General features: G+C 63.8%; 16 protein-coding genes. 2 read left to right on the top strand and 14 right to left on the bottom strand.

Features of this window, described 5'->3' with window-relative positions; all coding sequences use genetic code 11:
* Positions 1–102 precede the first annotated feature (102 nt).
* Complete coding sequence (locus tag AC6JAC_RS12970) at positions 103–1512, bottom strand: ferredoxin reductase (RefSeq protein WP_028272994.1); 1410 nt, start codon at positions 1510–1512, stop codon at positions 103–105.
* Positions 1509–2810 carry an aromatic ring-hydroxylating oxygenase subunit alpha gene (locus tag AC6JAC_RS12965; protein ID WP_028272995.1) on the bottom strand — a complete coding sequence of 434 codons (1302 nt, stop codon included), beginning with the start codon at positions 2808–2810 and terminating at the stop codon, positions 1509–1511. The genes AC6JAC_RS12970 and AC6JAC_RS12965 overlap by 4 nt, the downstream gene beginning before the upstream one ends.
* Before the next feature lie 160 nt (positions 2811–2970).
* On the opposite strand from AC6JAC_RS12965, the gene AC6JAC_RS12960 reads away from it, so the two are divergent.
* Complete coding sequence (locus AC6JAC_RS12960; RefSeq protein ID WP_028272996.1) at positions 2971–3903, top strand: LysR family transcriptional regulator; 933 nt, start codon at positions 2971–2973, stop codon at positions 3901–3903.
* Positions 3904–3980: 77 nt separating this feature from the next.
* Here the strand turns inward: AC6JAC_RS12960 and AC6JAC_RS12955 are convergent, their stop codons facing one another.
* The 8 genes from AC6JAC_RS12955 to AC6JAC_RS12920 form a co-directional block, all read right to left on the bottom strand.
* Positions 3981–5966 carry a BCCT family transporter gene (locus AC6JAC_RS12955; RefSeq protein ID WP_497964981.1) on the bottom strand — a complete coding sequence of 662 codons (1986 nt, stop codon included), beginning with the start codon at positions 5964–5966 and terminating at the stop codon, positions 3981–3983.
* A gap of 504 nt (positions 5967–6470) precedes the next feature.
* A complete protein-coding gene (locus AC6JAC_RS12950) occupies positions 6471–7973 on the bottom strand; it encodes a catalase (protein ID WP_497964979.1) in 1503 nt (500 codons plus the stop codon).
* Between the two features lie 7 nt (positions 7974–7980).
* Positions 7981–8466 (bottom strand): molybdenum cofactor biosynthesis protein MoaE, encoded by a 486-nt coding sequence (locus AC6JAC_RS12945; protein WP_051629131.1) that lies wholly within the window; start codon positions 8464–8466, stop codon positions 7981–7983.
* The gene (gene fdhD / locus AC6JAC_RS12940; protein WP_028272935.1) at positions 8453–9334 is read right to left on the bottom strand and encodes a formate dehydrogenase accessory sulfurtransferase FdhD; all 882 of its coding nucleotides are present in this window, start codon (positions 9332–9334) and stop codon (positions 8453–8455) included. Before fdhD ends, AC6JAC_RS12945 begins: the two co-directional genes overlap by 14 nt.
* Positions 9322–10638, bottom strand: coding sequence for a molybdopterin molybdotransferase MoeA (locus tag AC6JAC_RS12935; protein ID WP_051629132.1), 1317 nt, complete (start codon positions 10636–10638; stop codon positions 9322–9324). Before AC6JAC_RS12935 ends, fdhD begins: the two co-directional genes overlap by 13 nt.
* Before the next feature lie 104 nt (positions 10639–10742).
* Entirely contained in the window at positions 10743–11960 is a 1218-nt protein-coding gene (fdhA, locus tag AC6JAC_RS12930) for a formaldehyde dehydrogenase, glutathione-independent (protein ID WP_028272937.1), read from the bottom strand.
* Positions 11961–12288: 328 nt separating this feature from the next.
* The gene (gene folE, locus AC6JAC_RS12925; protein WP_081819040.1) at positions 12289–12891 is read right to left on the bottom strand and encodes a GTP cyclohydrolase I FolE; all 603 of its coding nucleotides are present in this window, start codon (positions 12889–12891) and stop codon (positions 12289–12291) included.
* Positions 12888–15215, bottom strand: a complete 2328-nt coding sequence (locus AC6JAC_RS12920) for an FdhF/YdeP family oxidoreductase (RefSeq protein WP_028272939.1) — start codon at positions 15213–15215, stop codon at positions 12888–12890. The genes folE and AC6JAC_RS12920 overlap by 4 nt, the downstream gene beginning before the upstream one ends.
* 250 nt (positions 15216–15465) lie before the next feature.
* Here AC6JAC_RS12920 and AC6JAC_RS12915 point away from each other — a divergent pair, with 250 nt between their 5' ends.
* On the top strand, positions 15466–16161 hold the full coding sequence (locus AC6JAC_RS12915; protein ID WP_051629133.1) for a GntR family transcriptional regulator: 696 nt from the start codon (positions 15466–15468) through the stop codon (positions 16159–16161).
* Between the two features lie 103 nt (positions 16162–16264).
* Here AC6JAC_RS12915 and AC6JAC_RS12910 read toward each other — a convergent pair whose 3' ends face one another.
* The 4 genes from AC6JAC_RS12910 to purU all read right to left on the bottom strand — a co-directional run bounded on the left by AC6JAC_RS12910 (position 16265) and on the right by purU (position 21351).
* Positions 16265–17140 carry a bifunctional 5,10-methylenetetrahydrofolate dehydrogenase/5,10-methenyltetrahydrofolate cyclohydrolase gene (locus AC6JAC_RS12910; RefSeq protein ID WP_028272941.1) on the bottom strand — a complete coding sequence of 292 codons (876 nt, stop codon included), beginning with the start codon at positions 17138–17140 and terminating at the stop codon, positions 16265–16267.
* Entirely contained in the window at positions 17137–17763 is a 627-nt protein-coding gene (locus AC6JAC_RS12905; protein ID WP_028272942.1) for a cyclodeaminase/cyclohydrolase family protein, read from the bottom strand. Before AC6JAC_RS12905 ends, AC6JAC_RS12910 begins: the two co-directional genes overlap by 4 nt.
* A 127-nt stretch (positions 17764–17890) precedes the next feature.
* The gene (locus tag AC6JAC_RS12900; protein WP_028272943.1) at positions 17891–20383 is read right to left on the bottom strand and encodes a GcvT family protein; all 2493 of its coding nucleotides are present in this window, start codon (positions 20381–20383) and stop codon (positions 17891–17893) included.
* A gap of 53 nt (positions 20384–20436) precedes the next feature.
* Positions 20437–21351 (bottom strand): formyltetrahydrofolate deformylase, encoded by a 915-nt coding sequence (gene purU, locus AC6JAC_RS12895; protein ID WP_028272944.1) that lies wholly within the window; start codon positions 21349–21351, stop codon positions 20437–20439.
* Positions 21352–21469 lie beyond the last annotated feature (118 nt).

Here is a 21469-nt window from a genome sequence, read left to right as displayed (position 1 = left end):
GGCTCCTATGGGTTGGCGATCGAACCCCACAGTGATACTGGTCGCATCAGACTGTCTGTGAGGTAGTTGTCATGCTGTCCGGCCTAGAGCAGCCGGAAGCGGCTAGGCATCGATCACCAAATCGGTCTGCGCGGTGGAGCAGCAGGGCAGGAACTTGCCTGCAGCGATTTCCCGTGCCCGGATGCCGCCCTGGTGGTTCATCTCGACCTCCCCGGAAAGCTTGACCACCTTGCAGGAGCCGCACATGCCCTCCTTGCAGTTCGCGCCGATCCTGACGCCCGCACGCTGGGCCACCCCGAGGATGTGTTCGGTGGGGTCGATGCGCACGTTGATACCGGTGCGCATGAAGGACAGGGTGAGGCTTCCCGTTCCGACCGTGTCGAAGCTCGAGGCATCGGGGGACCCGGCCCCCACGTCCGCAGTGCCCTCGGGGTTTTCGAAACCTGATGCGTCCGAGTCGACTGTTTCCAGCGGGAGCCCCGTGGCCTGCAGGGTTCCCTCGGAGTCGTAGCCGGGCTCGTAGAGCCCAAACGCGCTGGGCTGGCTTTCATAGTAGTCCTCGGCGGATTCGGCGATTTCCTCGGCGATTTCCTCCGCGATGTCCGTCGCAAGCGCGATCTCTGCCTGGTATTCAAGGAGCGTCTGGCGATCTCCCGTGAAGAACTCCATGTATATCGAAGTGTCATCGACGCCGACCTTCTCCAGGAGCTTGGTGGCGGTGTTAAGGTAGCCCTCGGGGCCGCAGGCATAGACCTGGCGGCCGTTGGCATCAGGGGCCACGTAGTCGAGCATGGCGGCCGTTAGCCTCCCGCTGAGTCCGTCCCACCCCTCGGGTTTGCTCCGGTCGCCCAGGGAGTAGTGGACCTTGACGCGCGAGTCCACGGAGGCGATGTAGGCCAACTCCTGATGGAAGGCGAAATCACCGGCCGCCGCTCCGTGGTAGAGAACCACGACGTCGGCGTGCCCGGGCAGGGAGTGGATGGTCCGCACCATGGACATGATGGGAGTAATGCCCGCGCCGGCGGCCAGCAGGAGGTAACGCGCCCGCCGGTCGGCATCGGGCAGGTGGAACGCCCCGACCGGTCCGAGCATGTCGAGGACGGTGCCGGGTTTGACGTTCTCATGCACCCACGGTGAGACCAGCCCGGCGTGATCGCGTTTGACGCTGATGCTGAAGGTCCACGGCTCCGTGGGCGAACTGGACAGCGAATAGCTGCGGTCCACCGGATCCTGGTCCTCGCCGTTCACGGGAAAGGCGACGTTTACGTACTGCCCCGCCCGGAACGCCAGGGGGGCACCGTCACAGCGGCGGAACACGAAGGTCATGATGCCGCCGGCCTCGGGAACGGTCTCCACACATTCGGCCATGAACTCCTGCGGGTGCCAGGGGCCCAGTGCGCGGGCGGCGCGGGCGGGTGCCTCGGTGCTGCCCATGACCCTGTTCCACGGCATCTCAAGCCCGCGAATGCGCTGTGGTTCCTGGATCACCGTCTCAGTGAGGAGTTCGGTCATGCCAAGTGCTCCTGTACACGCTGCACGTACCAGTTGATGAATGCTTCTACCTGGTACTCGCTCTTCATGTACGGGCCGGGTTCGTAGGCGGGGCTGCCGGCACCCTTCTGGCACAACTCAACGAACGCCTTGTCCTGCAGGTTTGTCTGCTTCCAGGTGTAGGTGAGTTTGTCCAGATCGTAATCGACGCCCTCTTCGGCGTCGTCAGCCACCAGCCAGGTGGTGCGTACCAGTGACTGGTGTTCGTTGATGGGGAAGACGCCGAACGTGATGACGTGGTCCCCGAGGAAATGGAACCAGCTGTTGGGCTGCAGGTGCATCGAGCAGCGGCCGAGGCGGAAGTCCGGCAGGTCGCCGAGCAGCTTCTTGGAGAGCCGGCGCCCGTCGGCCGAGAACGATTCACCCTCACCGTCGAGTGATTCCCGCGAGATGCGTATTCCCGCGATGCGGGTGTCAAGCTCCTCGACTACCTCGTAGGGCAGGCCGTAGCGGCGGCAGCGCTCTTCAAGGGAGGACTGGGCTTCCTTGTTGCGGTCCCACACCTCCTCGAGGTGGGGCGGAACCAGTCCCTCGGTCAGGCCCCACGTCGGGAAGAGGGAGCAGGCGAGCTCAGGGTGGCCGTCGCAGTGGTAGCACTCACGGTTGTTCTCCATGACGAGCTTCCAGTTGCCCTCTTCGATGATGTTCTGCTGGTAGGCGATCTTCGTCTTCGACAGATCGTGGGGGGCGAGGTAGGGCTCGAAGATCTTGGAGGTCTCGTCGAAGTCGGCCGGCGGTACGTCCGCAATGCAGACGAAGATGAGTCCGGCGACCACGCGGCTGTGTGCGCGCTTGAGGGCGAAACAGTTCTTGTCGAACTTCGCTTCTCCCGGTGCGGAGGCGTGGATCAGGTCGCCGCTGGGCGAGTACGTCCAGGAGTGATAGCCGCACACCAGGTTTCCCGTTGAGCCGGCGGCTTCGGTCAGGACGCGGGCGCCGCGGTGGCGGCACACGTTGTGCAGGACGTTGACGTCGCCGTCGTCGTTGCGCAGGACGATCAGGGAGTAGGGCCCGTAGTCGACGGTGACGTAGTCGCCCGGCTCCGGCAGTTCGGCGACGCTGGCGGCAAAGATCCAGTGCTGGCCAAAAATGGCCTCCATGTCGATCTTGAAAATGGTCTGGTCCGTGTAGAACGGGGCGTCGAGGGAATATCCCTTGCGCCGGAACTCGAACAGCCCGGCGATTTCCGCCAGCTGCTCGGCGGGCAATGATGACACGAGTTTTCCGCGTGAATTGAGGGGCAAGACTGGAGCAGACATGTGTTTCCTCCCGGGAGGTTTGGATAAGTGTGCGAATCGTGGCGACCACGGCTGCGTGGGTGCGAGCGGCGTTGTCGAAAACCTTGTAGTCATGAGATTAGAGATCATTGATCCGCAACAAAAGCGCAAAATTTGGAAGATATCTGTGCACAATAGGTGCATGATCGATGCGAGACTCATCACACTTCGGGTGTTCGCCCGGTGCGGCACCATCGGCGCAACCGCGGAGCTCACGGGCTACTCGCCCTCCGCCGTCTCCGCGCAATTGCGGGAGCTCCAGCGCGTGCTTGGAATGCAGCTGCTGACGAAGGACGGCCGTGGGGTGCGGCTGACCGCCGCGGGCCGCTATCTCGTGTCGGGCTCGGACACCCTCATTGCGGAGTGGGAGAGCCTGCGCGCCGCGGCCATGGAGGCTGGCGACCAAATGCCGGCCCGTTTTGGCCTCGGCGGATTCTCCACGGCTGCCGCCCAGCTGCTCGCGCCGCTGGCCGCCACCCTGCGCTCAACACGCCCCCAGCTGGAGGTGCAGGTACTCGAGGCAAACCCGGCCCGCTGCTTCGACTTGCTGGTTGCCGAGCGAATCGACCTCGCGGTCATCGTCGCCATGCAGTCAGACACCCATGCTGAGGACGATCCGCGCTTCGAGCAGACCGTCCTGCTCGACGATCCCCTGGATGTGATCATCCCCTCCAACCATCCCCTGGCATCGCGGGAAACGGTGACGCTCGAAGAATTAGCGTCGGAACCCTGGATCACCGAGGCCGTCGGGTCGACCTACCATTCCCTATTCACCGCGGCGTTCACGGCAGTCGGGGTCACACCGCGGATTGCCCATGAGGCCGTTGAATGGGAAACCCAGATCGCTTTCGTTGGTGCGGGGCTGGGCGTGGGGCTGCTGCCGCGACTGGCACCCCTGCGTAGTGCCGAAAACGTGGTTCGGCTGCGCATCACTGGCAAAGGGAAGCCCGCGCGCCGCATTGTCGCTGCGGTGCGGAGGGGCAGCATCGCATCGCCCCTGATCCAGGAGTCGCTCGACATCCTGCAGGTCAGAGCCAAACGGATCCTCGCCGCCCGGCCCGAAGACGATCTCTGAACGGCCCAACGCCCCGCCCTCCGTATGTGGAGGGCGGGGCGTTGGTGTTTGGCCCGCTGCTTAGCGTGGTGGTGGTTTTAGTTGTTGTTGGGGTTTGTGTGGCGGGTCTGGACGGTGGGGATGCTGCCGGTGTGGGTGCCGCCTTGGTGGGAGTCGGGGTCCGGGCAGGTGTCGGCGCAGTCGTGTTTTGTGACGAGGTCGAATTGGATGCCGCCGTGTTGTTCTACGCCGGTGCGTATGGCGCGTTCGACGACGGATGTGGCCAGGCGTCGTCGGAGGGAGAGGGGGTCGCGTCGGAGGTCTTTGGTGAGGGCGAAGCAGAGCAGGAGCATGACGATGATGAAGGGTAGTGCTGCGACGATGGTGATGCGTTGGAGGCCGGCCAGGGCTTCGGAGGGTTCGTCGCCGCCGGCGAGCAGCATGACTGCTGCCACGGCGCCGGTGAGGGTGCCCCAGAAGATCACTACTCCGCGGCGGGGGTGTTCGGCGCCGTTGGAGCTAAGTGATCCCATCACGATGGATGCGGCGTCGGCGCCGGTGATGAAGAAGATTGCTACCAGGATCATGGCCAGCACGATGACGGCGGCGGTGAGCCAGCCGGGCATGCCAAGGTTTTTGACCAGGTCGAAGAGTGCGCCGTCGAAGTTCACGGACGGGACGCCGTTGACTGTTGTTACCAGTCCGGGGGTGCCTGTTTTATCGGCTTCCTGTTGGACGTGGAAAGCGGCTCCGCCGAAGATGCCGAACCAGATGACGCTGACGACGCTGGGGACCAGCAGGACGCCGGTGACGAACTGGCGGATGGTGCGGCCGCGGCTGATGCGGGCGATGAAGAGTCCGACGAAGGGCGTCCAGGAGATCCACCAGGCCCAGTAGAAGATGGTCCAGCTGGTCATCCAGCTTCGTAGGGCCTCATCGCCGACTGCTTCGGTTCGGGAGGACATTTCGGCCAGGTCGCGGGCGTAGTCGCCGACGGCGGAGGGGATCAGGTTGAGGATGAACAGGGTGGGGCCGGCTACGAAGACGATGAGTGCCAGGACGACGGCCAGGACCATGTTGATGTTGGAGAGCCACTGGATGCCGCGGCTGATGCCGGAGACGGCCGAGGCGACGAAGCATAGGGTCAGGACGGCGACGATTGCTACGAGCACGGGGGTGCCGATTTCGCCGAACCAGCCGTTGGAGGTCATGCCGCTGCCGATCTGCAGGGCGCCCAGGCCCAGGGATGCGGCGGTGCCGAACAGGGTGGCGAAAATGGCCAGGATGTTGATGAACTTCCCGATGGGCCCTTCGACCCTCCTGACGCCGAAGAGTGAGGTGAAGGCGACAGAGATCAGTTGCCTGCGGCCCAGGCGGTAGGTGCCGTAGGCCATGGCGATGCCTACGACTGCGTACATGGCCCAGGGGTGCAGTGTCCAGTGGAAGATGGAGGTTGCCATGGCGGTCTGGATGGCTTCGGGGGTCCGTCCGTTCACGGTTCCGGGCGGGGGAGAGATGTAGTGGTAGAGCGGTTCGGCTACACCGTAGAACATCAGGCCGATGCCCATGCCGGCGGCGAACATCATCGCGACCCAGGAAACGGTACGGAATTCGGGTTTTTCGCCGTCTTTGCCCAGCGGGATGTTGCCGAACTTGCCCAGGGCGAGCCAGAGGACAAAGACGACGAAGAGCGAGGCCAGGAGCATGAACAGCCAGCCGGTGTATTCCATGACCCAGTTCAGGGCAACGGTCGAGGACGAGGCGAGGCTGTCGCGGCCGACAAATCCCCAGACCACAAAGGCGACGGCGATGGCGCCGGTGATCCCGAAGGTGACCTTGTCGAGAACGAGCTTATGGTTCCGGCGTGCCGAAACGGCTTGCTCGGTCCTGGCAGAACGAAGCTCGCCCAGGATCTGTTCGTATTCCTCAGAATCCGGCAGGCCCCCCACGGCTCCGTCCACCGGATCGAGGACTGCAGGGCTGGTGCCTTCACCCGCAGGGGCGTTGGGGGGAGTTGCTGCCAAAGCGTTGTCGGCGGGCAACTCCTCGGGAATTAAGGGTTTTAAGTCATTGCTTGTAGCCATGAGCGAATCCTTTGCTCGGTGGATCATGGGCTTGCGGACGTAAACAGGGGATTGAGGGGTGAGCCGGGGGAAGATTGGGGGCTTCCTCCGATTCAAGGATCATGATGATGCCGTCGATGATCAGCACTTCGTGGGCGCCTGCCGGAAGTTGGCCCGGGGGTGCATCCGGTGCTCCGGTGCGGAGGTTGACCTGCGTGTAGCTGGCACCCGACCCGGCAGTGCTCCACATGGCCGTCAACCAGTGAGGCATCCAGGCGCTACATGGGTCAGGGGGCTGTTCCGTATGACTCAACGAGAATCGCACTAAGCAACAGATTGCGCTTGGTAATAACGGATGTCAAGGGTTTTGGCTGATTTTCCGGGAATCTTGACGGGAAGCGGTGGCCCGACGCGCTGTTCCATATCGCGAAGGTTGTTGCGCATGAAGCGTCTGCTCCACCCCCGGGCCTGGGCGCCAGAAAGCAGGGCACCCCAAAGGTGGGGTGCCCTTCCGGTAGCTGCGGACTAGCCGATCTTGTTGGCTGCCTCGGCGTCGGATTCTGTCTGGCCGGCGCCGAGGTTGGCGCGGAGTTTGGCGCCGAGGTCGGCGTCGACGTTGGTCCAGTACTGGATGGCGCGTTCCTTGATTTCGGGGGTTTTGACGCCGCCGACTGCGCCGGTGATGGTGTCCAGCAGGCGGGCCTTGGCGCCGTCGTCGAACACTTCGCGGTACAGCGTGCCGGCCTGGCCGAAGTCGCCGTCTTCTGCGTGCAGGGAGTGCGCGGAGAGCGTCAGCTCGCCGTCGTTCTCCCAGCCGCCGCCGGCGACCGCGGGCTCAACGGCGGCGGGGCCGCCGACCGAGTTCGGGGCGTAGACCGGGACGGAGGGGGCGTTGAAGTGGTAACGTCCGGCGCCGTCCTGGCTGTAGTTGTTGACCTGGTTCTTGGGCTGGTTCACCGGGATCTGGGCGTGGTTGGTGCCCACGCGGTAGCGGTGCGCGTCGGCGTAGGAGAAGATGCGGGCCTGCAGCATCTTGTCCGGCGACGCGGCGATGCCCGGCACGAAGTTCGAGGGCGCGAAGGTGGCCTGCTCGATCTGCGCGAAGTAGTTCTCCGGGTTCCGGTTCAGTTCCATGGTGCCGACCTTGATCAGCGGGTAGTCCGCGTGCGGCCACACCTTGGTGAGGTCGAACGGGTTGAAGCGGTAGGTCTTGGCGTCCTCGTAGGGCATGACCTGGACGTGCAGGTCCCAGGAGGGGAAGTTGCCGGCGGCAATGTTTTCCTGCAGGTCGCGGATGTAGAAGTCCGCGTCCGACCCGGCCAGCTCTTCGGCGCGGTCGCCGGTGATGGTCTTCACGCCCTGGTTGGACTTGAAGTGGTACTTGACCCAGAAGCGCTCACCCTCGGCGTTGATCCACTGGTAGGTGTGCGAGCCGTAGCCCTGCATTTCGCGCCAGGAAGCCGGCAGGCCGCGGTCGCCCATGAGCCAGGTGACCTGGTGCGCGGACTCCGGGGACAGGGTCCAGAAGTCCCACTGCATGTCCGCGTCGCGCAGGTGGGTGCCCGGGAGGCGCTTCTGGGAGTGGATGAAGTCCGGGAACTTGATGCCGTCGCGGATGAAGAACACCGGGGTGTTGTTGCCCACGAGGTCGTAGTTGCCCTCGGAGGTGTAGAACTTCACGGCGAAGCCGCGGGGGTCCCGCCAGGTGTCGGGGGAGCCGTTCTCGCCGGCGACCGAGGAGAAGCGGATCAGCATCTCGGTCTCGACGCCGGGCTGCAGGAACGCGGCCTTGGTGTACTTGGAGACGTCCTCGGACGCGGTGAACTTACCGAACGCGCCGCCGCCCTTGGCGTGCACGACACGCTCCGGGACACGCTCGCGGTTGAACTGGGCGAGCTTCTCGATCAGGTAGTGGTCGGTCAGGATGATGGCGCCGTCAGCGCCGACAGCCTTCGAGTGTGCATCGGACGTGACGGGAGCACCGGACTGTGTGGTGGACACGGCGGGCGCAGAGATGTTCAAGGTCATCTTTCTCCTATGTTTCTATTTCTTGCGAGGGACGTTCTGAAGGAAGTTGTTGGACTGCTCCGACCCATTCCACGGTGCCGTCTGCGAAGAATTGCTCCTTCCAGATCGGCACGCGGGCCTTGATGCGGTCCACAAGCTGTGAGCACACCTCAAATGCCTGGCCACGGTGGGCTGCTGACACTGCACAGACCAGTGCAGGATCACCCACCTCCAGCATCCCGACGCGGTGGGCGGCCCAGATGCGGACCGGCTTGTCGGCCTTCCCGGCATGCTCGGCGACCAATTCCGCCACGACTTCGGCCATGATGTGGTGTGCCGTGGGGTGGGCCGAGTAGCTTAATCTGCTGACGGCCATGCCGCCGTCGTGGTTCCGGACAACTCCGCTGAAGCTGACAACGGCCCCGGCTTCGTCGCCCTGGACGGCGGCTGTGGCCCGGTCCACGGAGATGGGGTCTTCGCTGAGCTCGGCGAGGACAACATCAAACCCTGGCATGGGTTACCTCGCGGGCCACATTCTGCCGACGGCTCAGCCTTTCGTGGCCGGCGTAGACGTTCAGGCTGTGTCCCCGGCTGAATCCAACCAGCGTCACTCCGGTCTCGACGGCGAGGTCGGCGGCCAGGCTTGAAGGCGCGCTCACCGCAGACAGGACAGGAATGCCGGCCATGGCGGCCTTCTGGACTAGTTCGAAGGACGCGCGCCCGGACACCTGGAGGACGGTGCCACCCAGAGGCAGCAGATTTTGGCGCAGCGCCCATCCCACCACTTTGTCCACAGCGTTATGGCGCCCCACATCCTCCCGGAGACAAAGCAACTCCGGGCCGGCCCCATCCACCTTGAACAGGCCGGCCGCATGGACGCCGCCCGTCTTGTCGAACACCGCCTGGGCCTCGCGCAGCCGCTCCGGCAGTTCGGCGAGGACATCCACGGGAATCTGCAGCGGGTCCTTGGCAGGATCGAAGGGAAGGGTCTTGCGGACGGACTCGATCGATTCTGTCCCGCAGATGCCGCAGGAGCTTGAGGTGTACACATGCCGCATGGTGTCAGGCATGGGTACATCAGGCCTCAACTGGGCGTCGACCACGTTATATGTCCGTTCTCCCCTGGCATCGCCGGTGCAGAAGCGCAGTGATACCAGTTCGGAGTTGGAGCTGATGATGCCTTCCGAGACCAGGAACCCGGCCACCAGGTCAAAATCGTCCCCCGGGGTCCTCATAGTGACAGCGAAGGAGCGGCCTCCGATTCGGATTTCCAAGGGCTCCTCAGCGGCGAGTACGTCTTCCTTGAACCGCACCGTGTATTCGGTGCCGGAGCCGTCCAGGTTGAAGCGGTGGATCTTGCGGCGCTGTGTCATGCGGGCCATGCGGTGCTCCGTGCTCGGTTGCCGGTGGAAGGGATGGTTTCTTTCGCCTGCGTCCAGGGGAGCGGGAGCACAGGAACCTGCTCGCCGGACTGGACTCCGGCAGGGGGAACGGCCATGACGCCGTCGGCCCAGGCCAGTCCACGCATCATGCCGGGCCCCGTATGCGAGGCGGGGAAGGCAAGTCCCTCGACGAACGTGCAGGGAATCAGGCGGGTACGGCCGGGGCACGGATCAACGTCAGCCGCGGAGGTGACCTGTCCAACGGCACTCAGGGGCCTGCCTCCGAGTGCCTCCATCAGCGGTGCACCCATAGTGATGAGCGCCATCATTGCTGCCAGGGGGTTACCGGGCAGCCCGACGACGAAGCGGCCGTCCGGGAGCACGGCCAGGACTGCCGGGTGGCCCGGCCGCATGGCGATGCCATCCAGCAACAGCTGTCCGCCGAGGGCAGCGATCGCGGCGCGAAAATGATCTGTCCCGGAACAGCCGGTTCCGCCGGTGGTTATGGTCAGGTCCGGCAATCGCCCGGGGAACGCGTCAGTACCGCCAAGTGCCGCGAGCCACTCGGGGTAGGAATCCCCGATCCGCAGGGAGCCGGCAGGTGTGCCCCCCAAAAGGGAAATGACCGTCCCCAACTGCGGACCAAAAGTGTCCCTGACACGTCCTGGTTCCGGAACGCCTGACGTGACCACTTCGGAACCGGTCAATACGATGCCGACCGCCGGCTTGGGCTGCACCAGCAGGTTGTCGTGGCCAGCCACGGCGGCGAGGGCAATGTGACCCGGGTTCAGTGTTGTGCCGGCCGGGATCAGCACCTCACCGGCAGCAGCTTCCTCGCCCGCGGGACGAATGTGTTGGCCCGGGCCCGGCTCGCCTTCCTTTGCGTTGTCATTGAGCCGCAGGAGAAGGCTGCCGTCGGCATTCTGGTGGATCTGGCCACTTTCCTTGCGGAGTATCGACTTGGCGCCGACAGGTACGAGTCCGCCGGTGGCTATGACGCTGGCACTTCCGGGGCGCAAAAAAGGTCCGGGGCCGGCAAGGATCCACGGACCGCCGCCGTTGATGGCCCATCCGTCCATGGCAGACGAGTCGTAATGGGGGAGTTCTTGCAGGGCGGCGACAGTGCGGGTGAGCGTGTGGCCTGCTGCCAAGGCGAGCGGAACCTCCACGGGCGCGAGCGGGACAGCGCAATCGAAAGCCAACTGCCGGGCTTCCGGCCAGGTGGGAGACGGATGTCCGGGGGGCCGCCACGCAGGGCGCAACTCCGGACTGCTGCCGCTGGTGGCGGTATCTTGGGCCAGCAAGGCTGCCCCTTTCCTGAAGGTAGCGGTTCAATGAAACGTACGGGCCGGGGACCGCGAAGGTGCACCATGTGGTGCTTCCCCCGCAGTCCCCGTCAGCTGGGGTGCTACGCCTTGACGTATCCATTCGGGTTCAGCACGAACTTTGTTGCCGAGCCGGCGTCGAATTCGGCGTAGCCGCGGGGCGCATCCTCGAGCGGTATCGCTGTGGCGTTCACTGCCTTGGCGATCTGCACCTTGTCATGCAGGATGGCCATCATCAGCTGGCGGTTGTACGACATGACGGGGCACTGGCCGGTGGTGAACGACAGGGACTTTGCCCATCCGGTGCCCAGTGACAGCGACAGGGAGCCGTGCTTGGCGGCCTCGTCAATTCCACCGGGGTCGCCCGTGACGTACAGGCCGGGGATGCCCAGGGCCCCACCCGCGGCGGTAATGTCCATGAGGGAATTCAGCACGGTGGCCGGGGCCTCGTGGGATGTGTCCTTTCCGTGCCCACGGGCTTCGAAGCCCACGGCGTCGACACCGCAATCCACTTCGGGAACACCAAGGATCTGTTCGATCTGGTCCTTCGGATCCCCGTTGGAGACGTTCACCGTCTCGCACCCGAAGGTTCGGGCCTGCGCCAGTCGCTCTTCGTTCATGTCGCCGACGATAACGACGGCGGCACCAAGCAACTGCGCACCGACGGCGGCGGCGAGGCCAACCGGGCCGGCGCCGGCAATGTACACCGTGGACCCGACGCCGACGCCGGCAGTGACGGCGCCGTGGAACCCGGTGGGGAAGATATCCGAGAGCATGGTCAGGTCCATGATTTTTTCCAGGGCCTGGTCGCGGTCGGGGAACCTGAGCAGGTTCCAGTCGGCGTAGGGGACCAGCACGTATTCTGCCTGGCCACCCACCCAGCCGCCCATGTCCACATAACCGTAGGCGCTGCCCGGACGATCCGGGTTGACGTTCAGGCAGATGCCGGTTTTGCGCTCTTTGCAGTTCCGGCAACGGCCACAGGAGATGTTGAAGGGTACGGAGACGATGTCTCCCACCTTGATGAATTCCACATCCGGCCCGACTTCCACCACCTCGCCGGTGATTTCATGGCCAAGGACGAGGTCCTTTGGTGCAGTGGTGCGTCCGCGCACCATGTGCTGGTCCGAGCCGCAGATGTTGGTTGTCACCGTGCGCAGGATGGCACCGTGGGGTACTTTCCGGCCCACGTTGGCCGGATTGACGCCAGGCCCGTCTTTGAGTTCAAACGTCGGGTAGTCGGTAGTGATGATTTCGACGACACCGGGTTCCTTGTAGGCTACGGCTCTGTTTCCTGACATGGACACTCCTTTGGCTACGGGGGATGGTGTGGGTTGGTGCCGGGCTTGCCATATCGGATTGCCTTGCACTGGTCCGGCAAGTTGCCGGCGCTGCCCCGTTGCCCGAGAGTGGTGCTTCGATGAGGATACCTCCCCAGGTTTCTGGCCACCGAAGCACCGTTCACGGGAACGGGACAGCTAATCCTTCGCGAGGACGAAGGCTGCCAGTAGCAGGCCGGGCGTATTGACTGACGTTCGTCCGGCATGCACGGACTGATATTTTTCTTTGATCAGCAAAGATATATCAGTGCCATCGTATGGCAGCCACAGGGGCATGTCCAGAGATTTCTTATCGGCCGTGGATCAGGCTCAGGGCCTCGGCCCGGGCGGCCGGCAGGCGCAGTTCACCGCGGACTGCCGACGTGATGGTCTTTGCCCCGGGCTTGCGGACGCCCCGCATTGACATACACAGGTGCTCGCACTCGATCACCACGATGGCGCCCAGCGGCCGCAGCGCTGTGACCAGCGCGTCGACAACCTGGGTGGTCAGCCGCTCCTGGACCTGGGGCCTTCGCGCAAAGACGTCCACCAGCCTGGCAAGCTTGCTGAGGCCGGTCACGAGTCCCTCGGCGGAGGGGATGTAGCCCACATGCGCCACGCCATGGAACGGCACCAGGTGATGCTCGCAGGTGGAGTAGAACGGGATGTCCTTGACGATGACCATTTCACCGTGTCCGAGGTCAAAGGTCCTGTCCAGGACGGCCAGGGGATCCTCATGGAGCCCGCCGAACATCTCGGCGGCGGCCCGGGCTACACGGGCCGGGGTGTCCGCCAGTCCCGGCCTTTCGGGGTCCTCCCCGATGGCAAGGAGGTATTCGCGGACAGCCCGTTCCACCCTTGGCCCGTCCACGCCCTTCGTGACGGCCGCTTCGGTCGTCAGGATAGAGCTCACGCTTCGGCCCCCTCAAGCCGCACGATAACGGACTTGGACGTCGGCGTACCGCTGGTGTCGGCTACGGAGTCAAGGGGCACGAGGACGTTGGTTTCCGGGTAGTAGGCCGCCGCGCAACCCTTTGGCGTCGAGTATGAAACGATGCGGAAGTTTTCGGCCCGTCGTTCGGTCCCCTGGAATTCGGAGATGAGATGGACCATGTCCCCGGCCGTGAACCCTAGCTCAGTAATGTCGTCCGCGTTGATCAGGACAACGCGGCGACCGCCGTGGATGCCGCGGTAGCGGTCATCCTTGCCGTAGATGGTGGTGTTGTACTGGTCATGGGATCGCAGGGTCTGGAGGACGAGCCGTCCTGCGGGGACCTTGATGAATTCAAGGTCGTTGCCAGTGAAGTGGGCCTTGCCCGAAGCAGTATCGAACTTCCTTGCGTCCCGGGGCGGGTGGGGAAGGACGAACCCGCCAGGGTTCCGGATCCGCTCCTCGAAGTTCTCGAAGCCACTGAGGACCGCTTCGATGTGTTTCCGGATGATGGAGTAGTCGTCCTTCATGGCGAGCCAGTCGGCTTTGGGGGTATTGGGCAGCGGGAGGTTGTCGCTGCCGGTGAAGATCTTGCTGGCAATGTTGCAGACAATGGCCACTTCGGAGTGCAGGTGCTCACTTGCGGGCTTAAGCCGTCCGCGGGAGGCATGGACCGCACTCATGGAGTCCTCCACGGTCACCCTCTGGTCGCCGGTGCGCTGGGTGTCCTTCTCGGTGCGTCCCAGCGTCGGAAGTATCAGCGCACGTCGACCCGTCGATACGTGGGAGTGGTTCAGCTTCGTAGAGATCTGCACGGTCAAGCGCGTGTTGGCCAGCGCCTGTTCCGTGACCTCGGAGTCCGGGGCCGCCCGTACGAAGTTTCCGCCCATGCCGATGAAGACGCGGACCTTGCCGTCCCGCATGGCACGGATAGCGGCGACGGTGTCGAAGCCATGCGCCCTGGGGGAGAGGAAGTGGAACTCGTGGTCAAGCCTGTCGTGGAAGCTCTCCGGCATCTTCTCGAAAATCCCCATGGTCCGGTCGCCCTGGACATTGGAGTGGCCGCGCACGGGGCAGACACCGGCCCCGGGCTTGCCGATGTTGCCTTGCAGAAGCAGGACATTGACCACGTCGCGGAGGGTGGGAACCGAGTGCTTGTGCTGGGTCAATCCCATGGCCCAGCAGACGATTGTGGCGCTCGAGGCCAGGAGGCGCTCGCCTGTGGACTTAATTTGTTCCAGTGTCAGCCCGGTGGCTTCGACGATGTCGTCCCATTCCGCTTTTTCCAGGTAGCGCAGGTATTCGTCGATGCCAACGGTGTGGTCCTTGATGAACTCGTGGTCCAGCACGGTGGGGAGGCCGGGGGTCTTGCGCCCTTGGGCTTCGGCTTCGAGAAGGTATTTGCCAAGCCCCTGGAAGAGGGCCTGATCGCCGCCGGCGCGGATTTGGAGGAAGTCGTCAGTCAGTTGTGTGCCCACCACCATGCCGGAAATGTTCTGCGGGTTCTCGAACCGCAGGAGCCCGGCTTCGGGAAGCGGATTCACGGAGATGATGACGGCGCCGTTCTTCTTCGCCTTCTCGAGCGCACTGAGCATGCGCGGGTGGTTGGTCCCGGGATTTTGACCCGCCACAAAGATAAGCGACGCCGTCTCCAGGTCCGTGAGGCTGACGGAGCCTTTGCCGATGCCGATCGTTTCCACCAGGGCCGAGCCGGACGATTCGTGGCACATGTTGGAGCAGTCGGGCAGGTTGTTCGTTCCGATGCCGCGAACGAGGAGCTGGTAGGCGAAAGCGGCCTCGTTCGATGTCCGCCCGGACGTGTAGAACACTGACTGGTCGGGGTGCTCCATGTCCTTGATCTCCCGGGCGATCAGCTCATAGGCGTCGTCCCATTCGATGGGCTTGTAGTGGGTTGCGCCTTCGTCGAGGACCATCGGATGAGTCAGCCGGCCCTGCTGGCCCAGCCAGTAGTCGTCGCGCGTCTTCAGGTCCGCAATGGAGTGTTGCGCGAAGAATTCGGGCGTGACACGGCGAAGCGTGGCTTCTTCGGCCACTGCCTTGGCGCCGTTCTCGCAGAATTCCGCAGCGTTGCGCTTTTCGTGTTCAGGCCAGGCGCAGCCCATGCAGTCAAAGCCGTCAACCTGGTTGACAGCCATGAGTGTCTGGATGCTGCGCAGCGGGCCCATCTGCTCAAGGGAAATTTTCAACGCATTCGCCACAGCCGGAAGGCCGACAGCAGTCGTTTTGGGCTTGGTGAGGGTCAGCTTTGACTCGTCGATATTCTGCTGGGGGGCTTTCGAAGCCATGTGATCTTCCCTTCAGATCTTGGCAGGAATCAGTGGAATGGAGGTGCTGCCTGGGGCCGGCGTCATGGCTGGCTGGAGTGTCCGCAGATCTTCTGGAAGACCAGGCACGCGGCCGAGGTCGTTGAGGTGAGGAGTACCTGCCGGAGGGTGACATTTTTTAGATCGGATATTGATATATCAGTTCTAGGAATACTATGTACAGGAGGCCTTCGCGTCAAGGCTCAGCCGTGCATTGGGAGGAGACTTGGATATGGCAAGCGGTGGAGAACTACCGTCGGATGTTGGGGGTTCCTTCCTGCCACCGAGGCAGGAGGAGGAGTCTTTCGCCGACTTCGCCTACAGGGTGCTCTGTGATGAACTGATCGTTTTGGACATCAAGCCTGGCGAACCTTTGAATGACGAAGTGATTTCCAGGCGGCTCGGGGTGGGGAGGACACCCATCCGGGAGGCCATGAAGCGCCTTGAAAGCGACCACCTCGTGGTGGCGTATCCCCGCCGGGGAACATTCGCCGCAGGAGTGGACATCACGGATCTGGCTGAAATTTCCGAAATCCGGCAGCTTTTGGAGCCTGCGGCCGCAGCGCGGGCTGCCCGGATGGCATCGCCGCAGCTCCGGCAAGAGATCAAGGAATTTGCCAAGGAAGTGGGGGAGCTCCTGCCGGTAATGCACTCCCAGCGGGACCTGATGCGTCTGGACATGCGCGTGCACCGGATGATCTACCGGGCCACAGGGAGCCGGCACCTTGAGGATGTCCTGATCCGATATGACAACCTGGCGACGCGGATCTGGAGCCTTGTGCTGGAGAAACTTCCTCCGGTATCCGAGCATATTGCCCAGCACATTGAGCTGCTCGAGTGCATCGCGGCAGGTGATTCCGAAGCTGCTGCGCGGCTGACGACCAAGCATGTGACGGACTTTGAGAACCTCATCAGGGGCGTCCTATAGCCCATTGGCAGGACCCAGCCTTCGTGCCCGCGCAGATCGCATGGACCTGAGCGGGCACGAGGACAAACTGGGCCTAAGCGGCGCAGGGGCTGCCTGCTGTGGATCACACGGCTGTTTCCCGGACCAGGGCACGCGACTGTTCCCGCGCGGCCTCAGTGGTGTGCAGCAGAAGGAGGGATGTGGTGACTGAGCCGACGCCGCCCGGCACGGGTGTCAGCGCCCCGGCGATGCCCCGGACACTGGCCTCGTCCACATCCCCCACGAGGGACCCGTCGGGAAGGACGTTGGTGCCGACGTCGATCACTACGGCCCCGGACGAGATATGGCCGCCGTTCAGCAGGCCGGTGCGCCCGGCGGCGACCACCACGACGTCGGCCGTCTTGGTGTATTTCTCCAGCGCCCCCGACCTGGAGTGGCAGACGGTGACGGTGGCGTCGCGTTCCAGCAGCAGCAGGGAGAGCGGTTTTCCGACGACGGCGGAACGTCCAATCACGACGACGTTCCGGCCGGCCACCGGGATGTCGAAGTGGTCAAGGATCTCGGTGACGGCCCGTGCCGTGGCAGGGGCGAACGAGGGCTGGCCGACGGCGAGGCGGCCAAGGCTCAGAGGATTCGCGCCGTCGATGTCCTTCTCAGGGGCGATGTGCTCAACCAGCGCATCTGCATCGACGCCGGGAGGCAACGGCGTCTGGAGAATGATGCCGTTGACGGACGGCTCGGCGCTGAGGTCTTTCAGGACTGAAGCCAATGCCTGTCCTGTCGCGTCGTGGCCCAGGTCCACGATCCGGCAAGTGATCCCCGCGCTTTCCGCGGCCCGTTCGATGGACCGCACATACCAGTGCGTGGAGCCGTCGTTCGTGGCCACAACCACGGCAAGGGCGGGGCGCAGACCGTCAGCTTCGAGGTCCCTGGCTTCGTCGTGGGCCTTGAGCTGAATGAGCTTTGCCAGGTTTCGTCCTGAGAGGAGTGTGGTGCTCAACCGAGAATCCTTTCGCGCACGCGCTTCACGAGCGAGTCTGCTGCCAGGACGACCTTGTCCTCAATGCCATCGGTCTGGTCAGCCAGCCGGGAACGTGCTTCGGTGTCCTTGATGGCCACCACATTGATGTCGATGTTTACCCGTGCAGTGGTGGCGGCTGCCCGGGCAGCGTCGACGGCGGCGGCGACGTCGCTGATCACGTTGGCATTGGCCACCTCGAACAGCTCCGTGGCAAGATCCACGACGGCACCGGCAACGAGGATCAGTTGAGCCGGTGTCTTCGCGGCCTGAACGAGCGCGTCCTGGATGGACGCTGTCCGGGCAGCTTTGAGGTCGTCACTACCTGCGGGGAGCTTGTACGCGTCAATCACGCCTTGGAACGCGTGCTGGTCGGCGTCCGCGAGGCGCAAGGCCTGGGCCACCAGTCCGTCGGCGCTGCTGATGATCCTGGTGACGAGTTCGGTGTGCTGTTCGTATTTCGGGCCGGTGGTGTACCTGGCCACCATGGCGACAAGTGCCGCCCCCTGGGCGGCGTGGAGTGCCGCGGCTGCGCCGCCGCCCGGGGTGGGTTCGCGGGAGGCAAGCCTGGCGAGGTAGTCGTTTATTGTTTCTGAACTGATCATGTGTCTTCCTGGGCTGAAGCTCTGCTCGACTGGCCTGGCATGGGACGGACGAAGGAAAAGCAGCGGCCCGGACTCTGGTTGCGAGGAAACGAGTCCGGGCCGCGTGCCTTTGAACGGCCGGCGGCTGTTAGCCGCGGAGCCGGGTCATCGTGGGGTCGTACAGTGGATCGGCCGTGACCGTGGCTTGGATGCGCCGTCCGAAGTACTCGATCTCGACCGAGTCACCAATGGACACAGCGGCCGGGAGGTACGCGTAGGCGATCGGTTTGGCGACCGTGTAACCGTATGCGGCACTGGTGACGTAGCCAACTGCTTGGTCCTTGTAGAAGACCGGTTCCTTGCCCAGCACTATGCTCCGGCCGTCGTCGACCGTCAGGCAGCGCAGGCGGCGGGCGGAGTTCTCCTCGGTCCGGCCTTCCAGTGCTGCCTTGCCGACGAAGTTCTCCTTGGTCATCTTCACAGCGAAACCGAGTCCCGCTTCCAACGGGTCGTGCTCGGTGGTCATGTCGGTGCCCCACGAGCGGTAGCCCTTTTCCAAGCGAAGCGAGCTGAACGCGGCGCGGCCGGCAGCGATTACGCCGAACGGCTGCCCTGCTTTCCACAGTGCGTCCCACAGGCGCTGTCCGTTGTCCGCGCTGGTGTACAGTTCCCAGCCCAGCTCGCCGACGTAGGACAGCCGCATGGCAGTGACGGTGACGCCGCCGATGACAACCTTCTTCGCCCGGAAGTAACGCAGGCCGTCGTTGGAGAAGTCGTCGCTGCTGACCGTGCTGATGAGGTCCCGGGCGAGGGGTCCCCACAAGCCGATGCAGCAAGTCCCGCCGGTGGTGTCTCGCACCTGGACCCAGTCGCTGGCGGTTCCGCTTTCCGTCTGGTGGCGTGCGGCCCGCTCAAAGTAGGCCGTGTCGATGTTTCCATTGGCTCCAAGCTGGAAGGTGTCTTCGCTCAGGCGGGCCACGGTGATATCGCTTCGGATCCCGCCGGCGTGGTCCAGCAGGAGGGTGTACGTGACGGCGCCCGGCTTCTTGGCCATGTCGGCGGTAGTCAGCTCCTGCAGCAGCTTCAGGGCTCCGGGGCCGGAGACCTCCAGGCGCTTGAGCGGAGTCATGTCGTACATGGCCACCGCAGTGCGGGTCTTCCAGGCTTCGGCGGCGGCGATGGGCGAGCTGAACATCCCGGACCAGGCGTCACGTGCCGGCGGCTGCCATTCGTCAGGCATCTCCTTGAGCAGTTCGGCGTTGGCTTCGAACCAGTAGGGACGCTCCCATCCGCCGCCCTCCAGGAAGTACCCGCCCAGCTGCTTGTGGCGTGCGTGGAACGGGCTGACGCGGAGGTTGCGGGGGGAAAGCTTGGGCTGGAGCGGGTGCATGACATCGTAGATTTCCACGAAGTTCTGCTGGGACGTTTCGCTGACGTATTCGGGGGTCAGCTGGACCTCTTCGAAGCGGTGGATGTCGCAGTCACCAAGATCAATGCTGGACTTGCCGGTGGTCAGCAATTCAGCAACAGCGCGGGCGATGCCGGCCGAGTGGGTGACCCACACGGCTTCGGCGACGAAGAAGCCGTCCAGCTCCTTGGACTCACCCACCAGGGATCCGCCGTCGGGGGTGAAGGAGAAGATGCCGTTGAAACCGTCCTCGATTTCGCTTTCGCGCAGGGCCGGCAGGATCTGCTTGGTGGCCTCCCATGCCGGGAGGAAGTCCTCCAGGGTGAAGTCGAGGCGGGAGGGCATGTTGTGGTCGCTGATGGTCTCGGGTGCGAACGTGCCGAGCTCGTCAAGGTCCACGGGCATGGGGCGGTGGGCGTAGGAACCGATGCCGTAACGCTCGCCGTGCTCGCGGTAGTAGAGGTCCTGGTCCTGGTGCCGCAGGATCGGCAGGGAGGCGTCGTTGGGCAGTTCGTTCTTGCCCTTCTGTGCGGGGACCGGAGTGGTCTTTACGTACTGGTGGGCGAGCGGGAGGAGCGGGACTGACATCCCGATCATTTCGCCGATCTTGGCACCCCAGAAGCCGGCGCAGGAGACCACGATGTCGGCAGGGATGGTGCCTTCGGAGGTCTGGACACCGGTGACCCGGCGGCCGGACTGCTCGATGCCCGTCACCGTGGTGTTGCCCAGGTACTTGACGCCCGCGGCTTCAGTGCGCTTGATCAGCAGCTGGACGGCACGGGCAGCACGGGCCAGGCCGTCGCTGGGAACGTGGAGACCGCCAAGGATGTCTTCCTCGTTCAGGAGCGGGTAAAGCTCCTTGCACTCGGCGCGGGTAAGGATCTTGCCGTCGATACCCCACGCGGCGGCATAGCCGAGCTTCCGTTTCAGATCGGCGAGGCGTGTCTCGGTGGTCGCGATCTCGAGGCCGCCCACCTGGTTGAAGCAGCTGACGCCGTCCTCGGTCAGGGACAAAAGCTTCTCAACCGTGTACTTGGCGAAGAGCGCCATCGACTTTGAGGCGTTGGTCTGGAAGACGAGGCCCGGGGCGTGGGACGTGGAGCCGCCGGGCATGTTCAGGGGTCCCTGGTCCAGTACGGTGATGTTGTTCCAACCCCGCGCGACCAGTTCGTCGGCCAGGTTCGTCCCGACGATTCCCGCTCCAATAATGACAATGCTTGGTGTCGAAGCCATGTGGTTTCTCCTGCTGATTTTCGTGTGTTGTCTTGTTGATGGGGTGGTCGTGCTTAACGGAACACAACAGTGCTGGTTTGGTCCAGCAACACACGGTGTTCGCAGTGCCATCGCACGGCGCGGGACAGTGCCAGCGCTTCCGCGTCCTGCCCGACTGTTGACAGTGCGGTGGGACCGTAACTGTGGTCCACCCGGATGACTTCCTGCTCGATGATTGGACCTTCATCAAGTTCAGCAGTCACGTAGTGGGCTGTGGCACCTACAAGCTTGACGCCGCGGTCGTACGCCTGGTGGTACGGGCGGGCTCCCTTGAATCCAGGAAGGAAGGAGTGGTGGATGTTGATGGCCCGGCCCTCAAGGGACCGGCAGAGGTCATCGGAGAGCACCTGCATGTACCGGGCCAGCACAACGAGGTCGATGTTGTGCTCGTCGACGAGGTCCAGCAGGCGCTGTTCGGCGTCTGCCTTCGTCTCGGGGGTCACCGGGAGGTAGATGAAAGGCAGTCCGGCGGCGTCGGCCATGGCCCGGTGGGTTTCATGATTGGAAACCACGAGGACGATGTCGCCGCCAAGGCTGCCGCCGCGCCACCGGAAGATCAGGTCGTTCAGGCAGTGGCCGAACTTGGACACCATGACCAGAATGCGCTGCTTGGTCTGGTCATGGAAGCTGAACTTCATGTCGAAGCGGTCCGCAATGGCGCTGAACTCCTCCTCCAGCCGCTCCGGCGTGTACTCGGGGGAACCCGAGAATGCGGTGCGCAGGTGCAGCGTCTCGCGGAGGCCGTCGTCGAACTGCTGGTGCTCGTCGATGTTGAAGCCACGCTCGAAGAGAAAGGTGGTGACCGCCTGGACAATGCCGGCACGTTCGACGCACGTCAGTGTGAGTACGAACTTTTGGGCCTTGTCCTGCGCGCGGGGCTCGGTGAGAGTCAGCGTGCTGGGTGATGAGTCTGTTGCCACTATGGTCATGTCTCCTCCTTTAGGAATTTACGTTAGATATATTCTTGGATCAAGTACTGATATATTAGGTTTGGGAATCAGCGTATACTGGTCAGTGGGCGAGGTCAATAGCCTGTTTGGCTTGAAT

Source organism: Arthrobacter sp. KUASC02 (genome assembly GCF_059739395.1).
The sequence above is the reverse complement of the archived record's forward strand: the minus strand, read 5'-3'. Positions and strand labels throughout refer to the sequence as shown.

What these genes read in the sequence shown, in the direction of transcription:
- AC6JAC_RS12970 (WP_028272994.1), bottom strand. Translation starts at nt 1,512, where the DNA reads ATGACCGAACTCCTCACTGAGACGGTGATCCAGGAACCACAGCGCATT.
- AC6JAC_RS12965 (WP_028272995.1), bottom strand. Translation starts at nt 2,810, where the DNA reads ATGTCTGCTCCAGTCTTGCCCCTCAATTCACGCGGAAAACTCGTGTCA.
- AC6JAC_RS12960 (WP_028272996.1), top strand. Translation starts at nt 2,971, where the DNA reads ATGATCGATGCGAGACTCATCACACTTCGGGTGTTCGCCCGGTGCGGC.
- AC6JAC_RS12955 (WP_497964981.1), bottom strand. Translation starts at nt 5,966, where the DNA reads ATGGCTACAAGCAATGACTTAAAACCCTTAATTCCCGAGGAGTTGCCC.
- AC6JAC_RS12950 (WP_497964979.1), bottom strand. Translation starts at nt 7,973, where the DNA reads ATGACCTTGAACATCTCTGCGCCCGCCGTGTCCACCACACAGTCCGGT.
- AC6JAC_RS12945 (WP_051629131.1), bottom strand. Translation starts at nt 8,466, where the DNA reads ATGCCAGGGTTTGATGTTGTCCTCGCCGAGCTCAGCGAAGACCCCATC.
- fdhD (WP_028272935.1), bottom strand. Translation starts at nt 9,334, where the DNA reads ATGGCCCGCATGACACAGCGCCGCAAGATCCACCGCTTCAACCTGGAC.
- fdhA (WP_028272937.1), bottom strand. Translation starts at nt 11,960, where the DNA reads ATGTCAGGAAACAGAGCCGTAGCCTACAAGGAACCCGGTGTCGTCGAA.
- AC6JAC_RS12920 (WP_028272939.1), bottom strand. Translation starts at nt 15,215, where the DNA reads ATGGCTTCGAAAGCCCCCCAGCAGAATATCGACGAGTCAAAGCTGACC.
- AC6JAC_RS12915 (WP_051629133.1), top strand. Translation starts at nt 15,466, where the DNA reads ATGGCAAGCGGTGGAGAACTACCGTCGGATGTTGGGGGTTCCTTCCTG.
- AC6JAC_RS12905 (WP_028272942.1), bottom strand. Translation starts at nt 17,763, where the DNA reads ATGATCAGTTCAGAAACAATAAACGACTACCTCGCCAGGCTTGCCTCC.
- AC6JAC_RS12900 (WP_028272943.1), bottom strand. Translation starts at nt 20,383, where the DNA reads ATGGCTTCGACACCAAGCATTGTCATTATTGGAGCGGGAATCGTCGGG.
- purU (WP_028272944.1), bottom strand. Translation starts at nt 21,351, where the DNA reads ATGACCATAGTGGCAACAGACTCATCACCCAGCACGCTGACTCTCACC.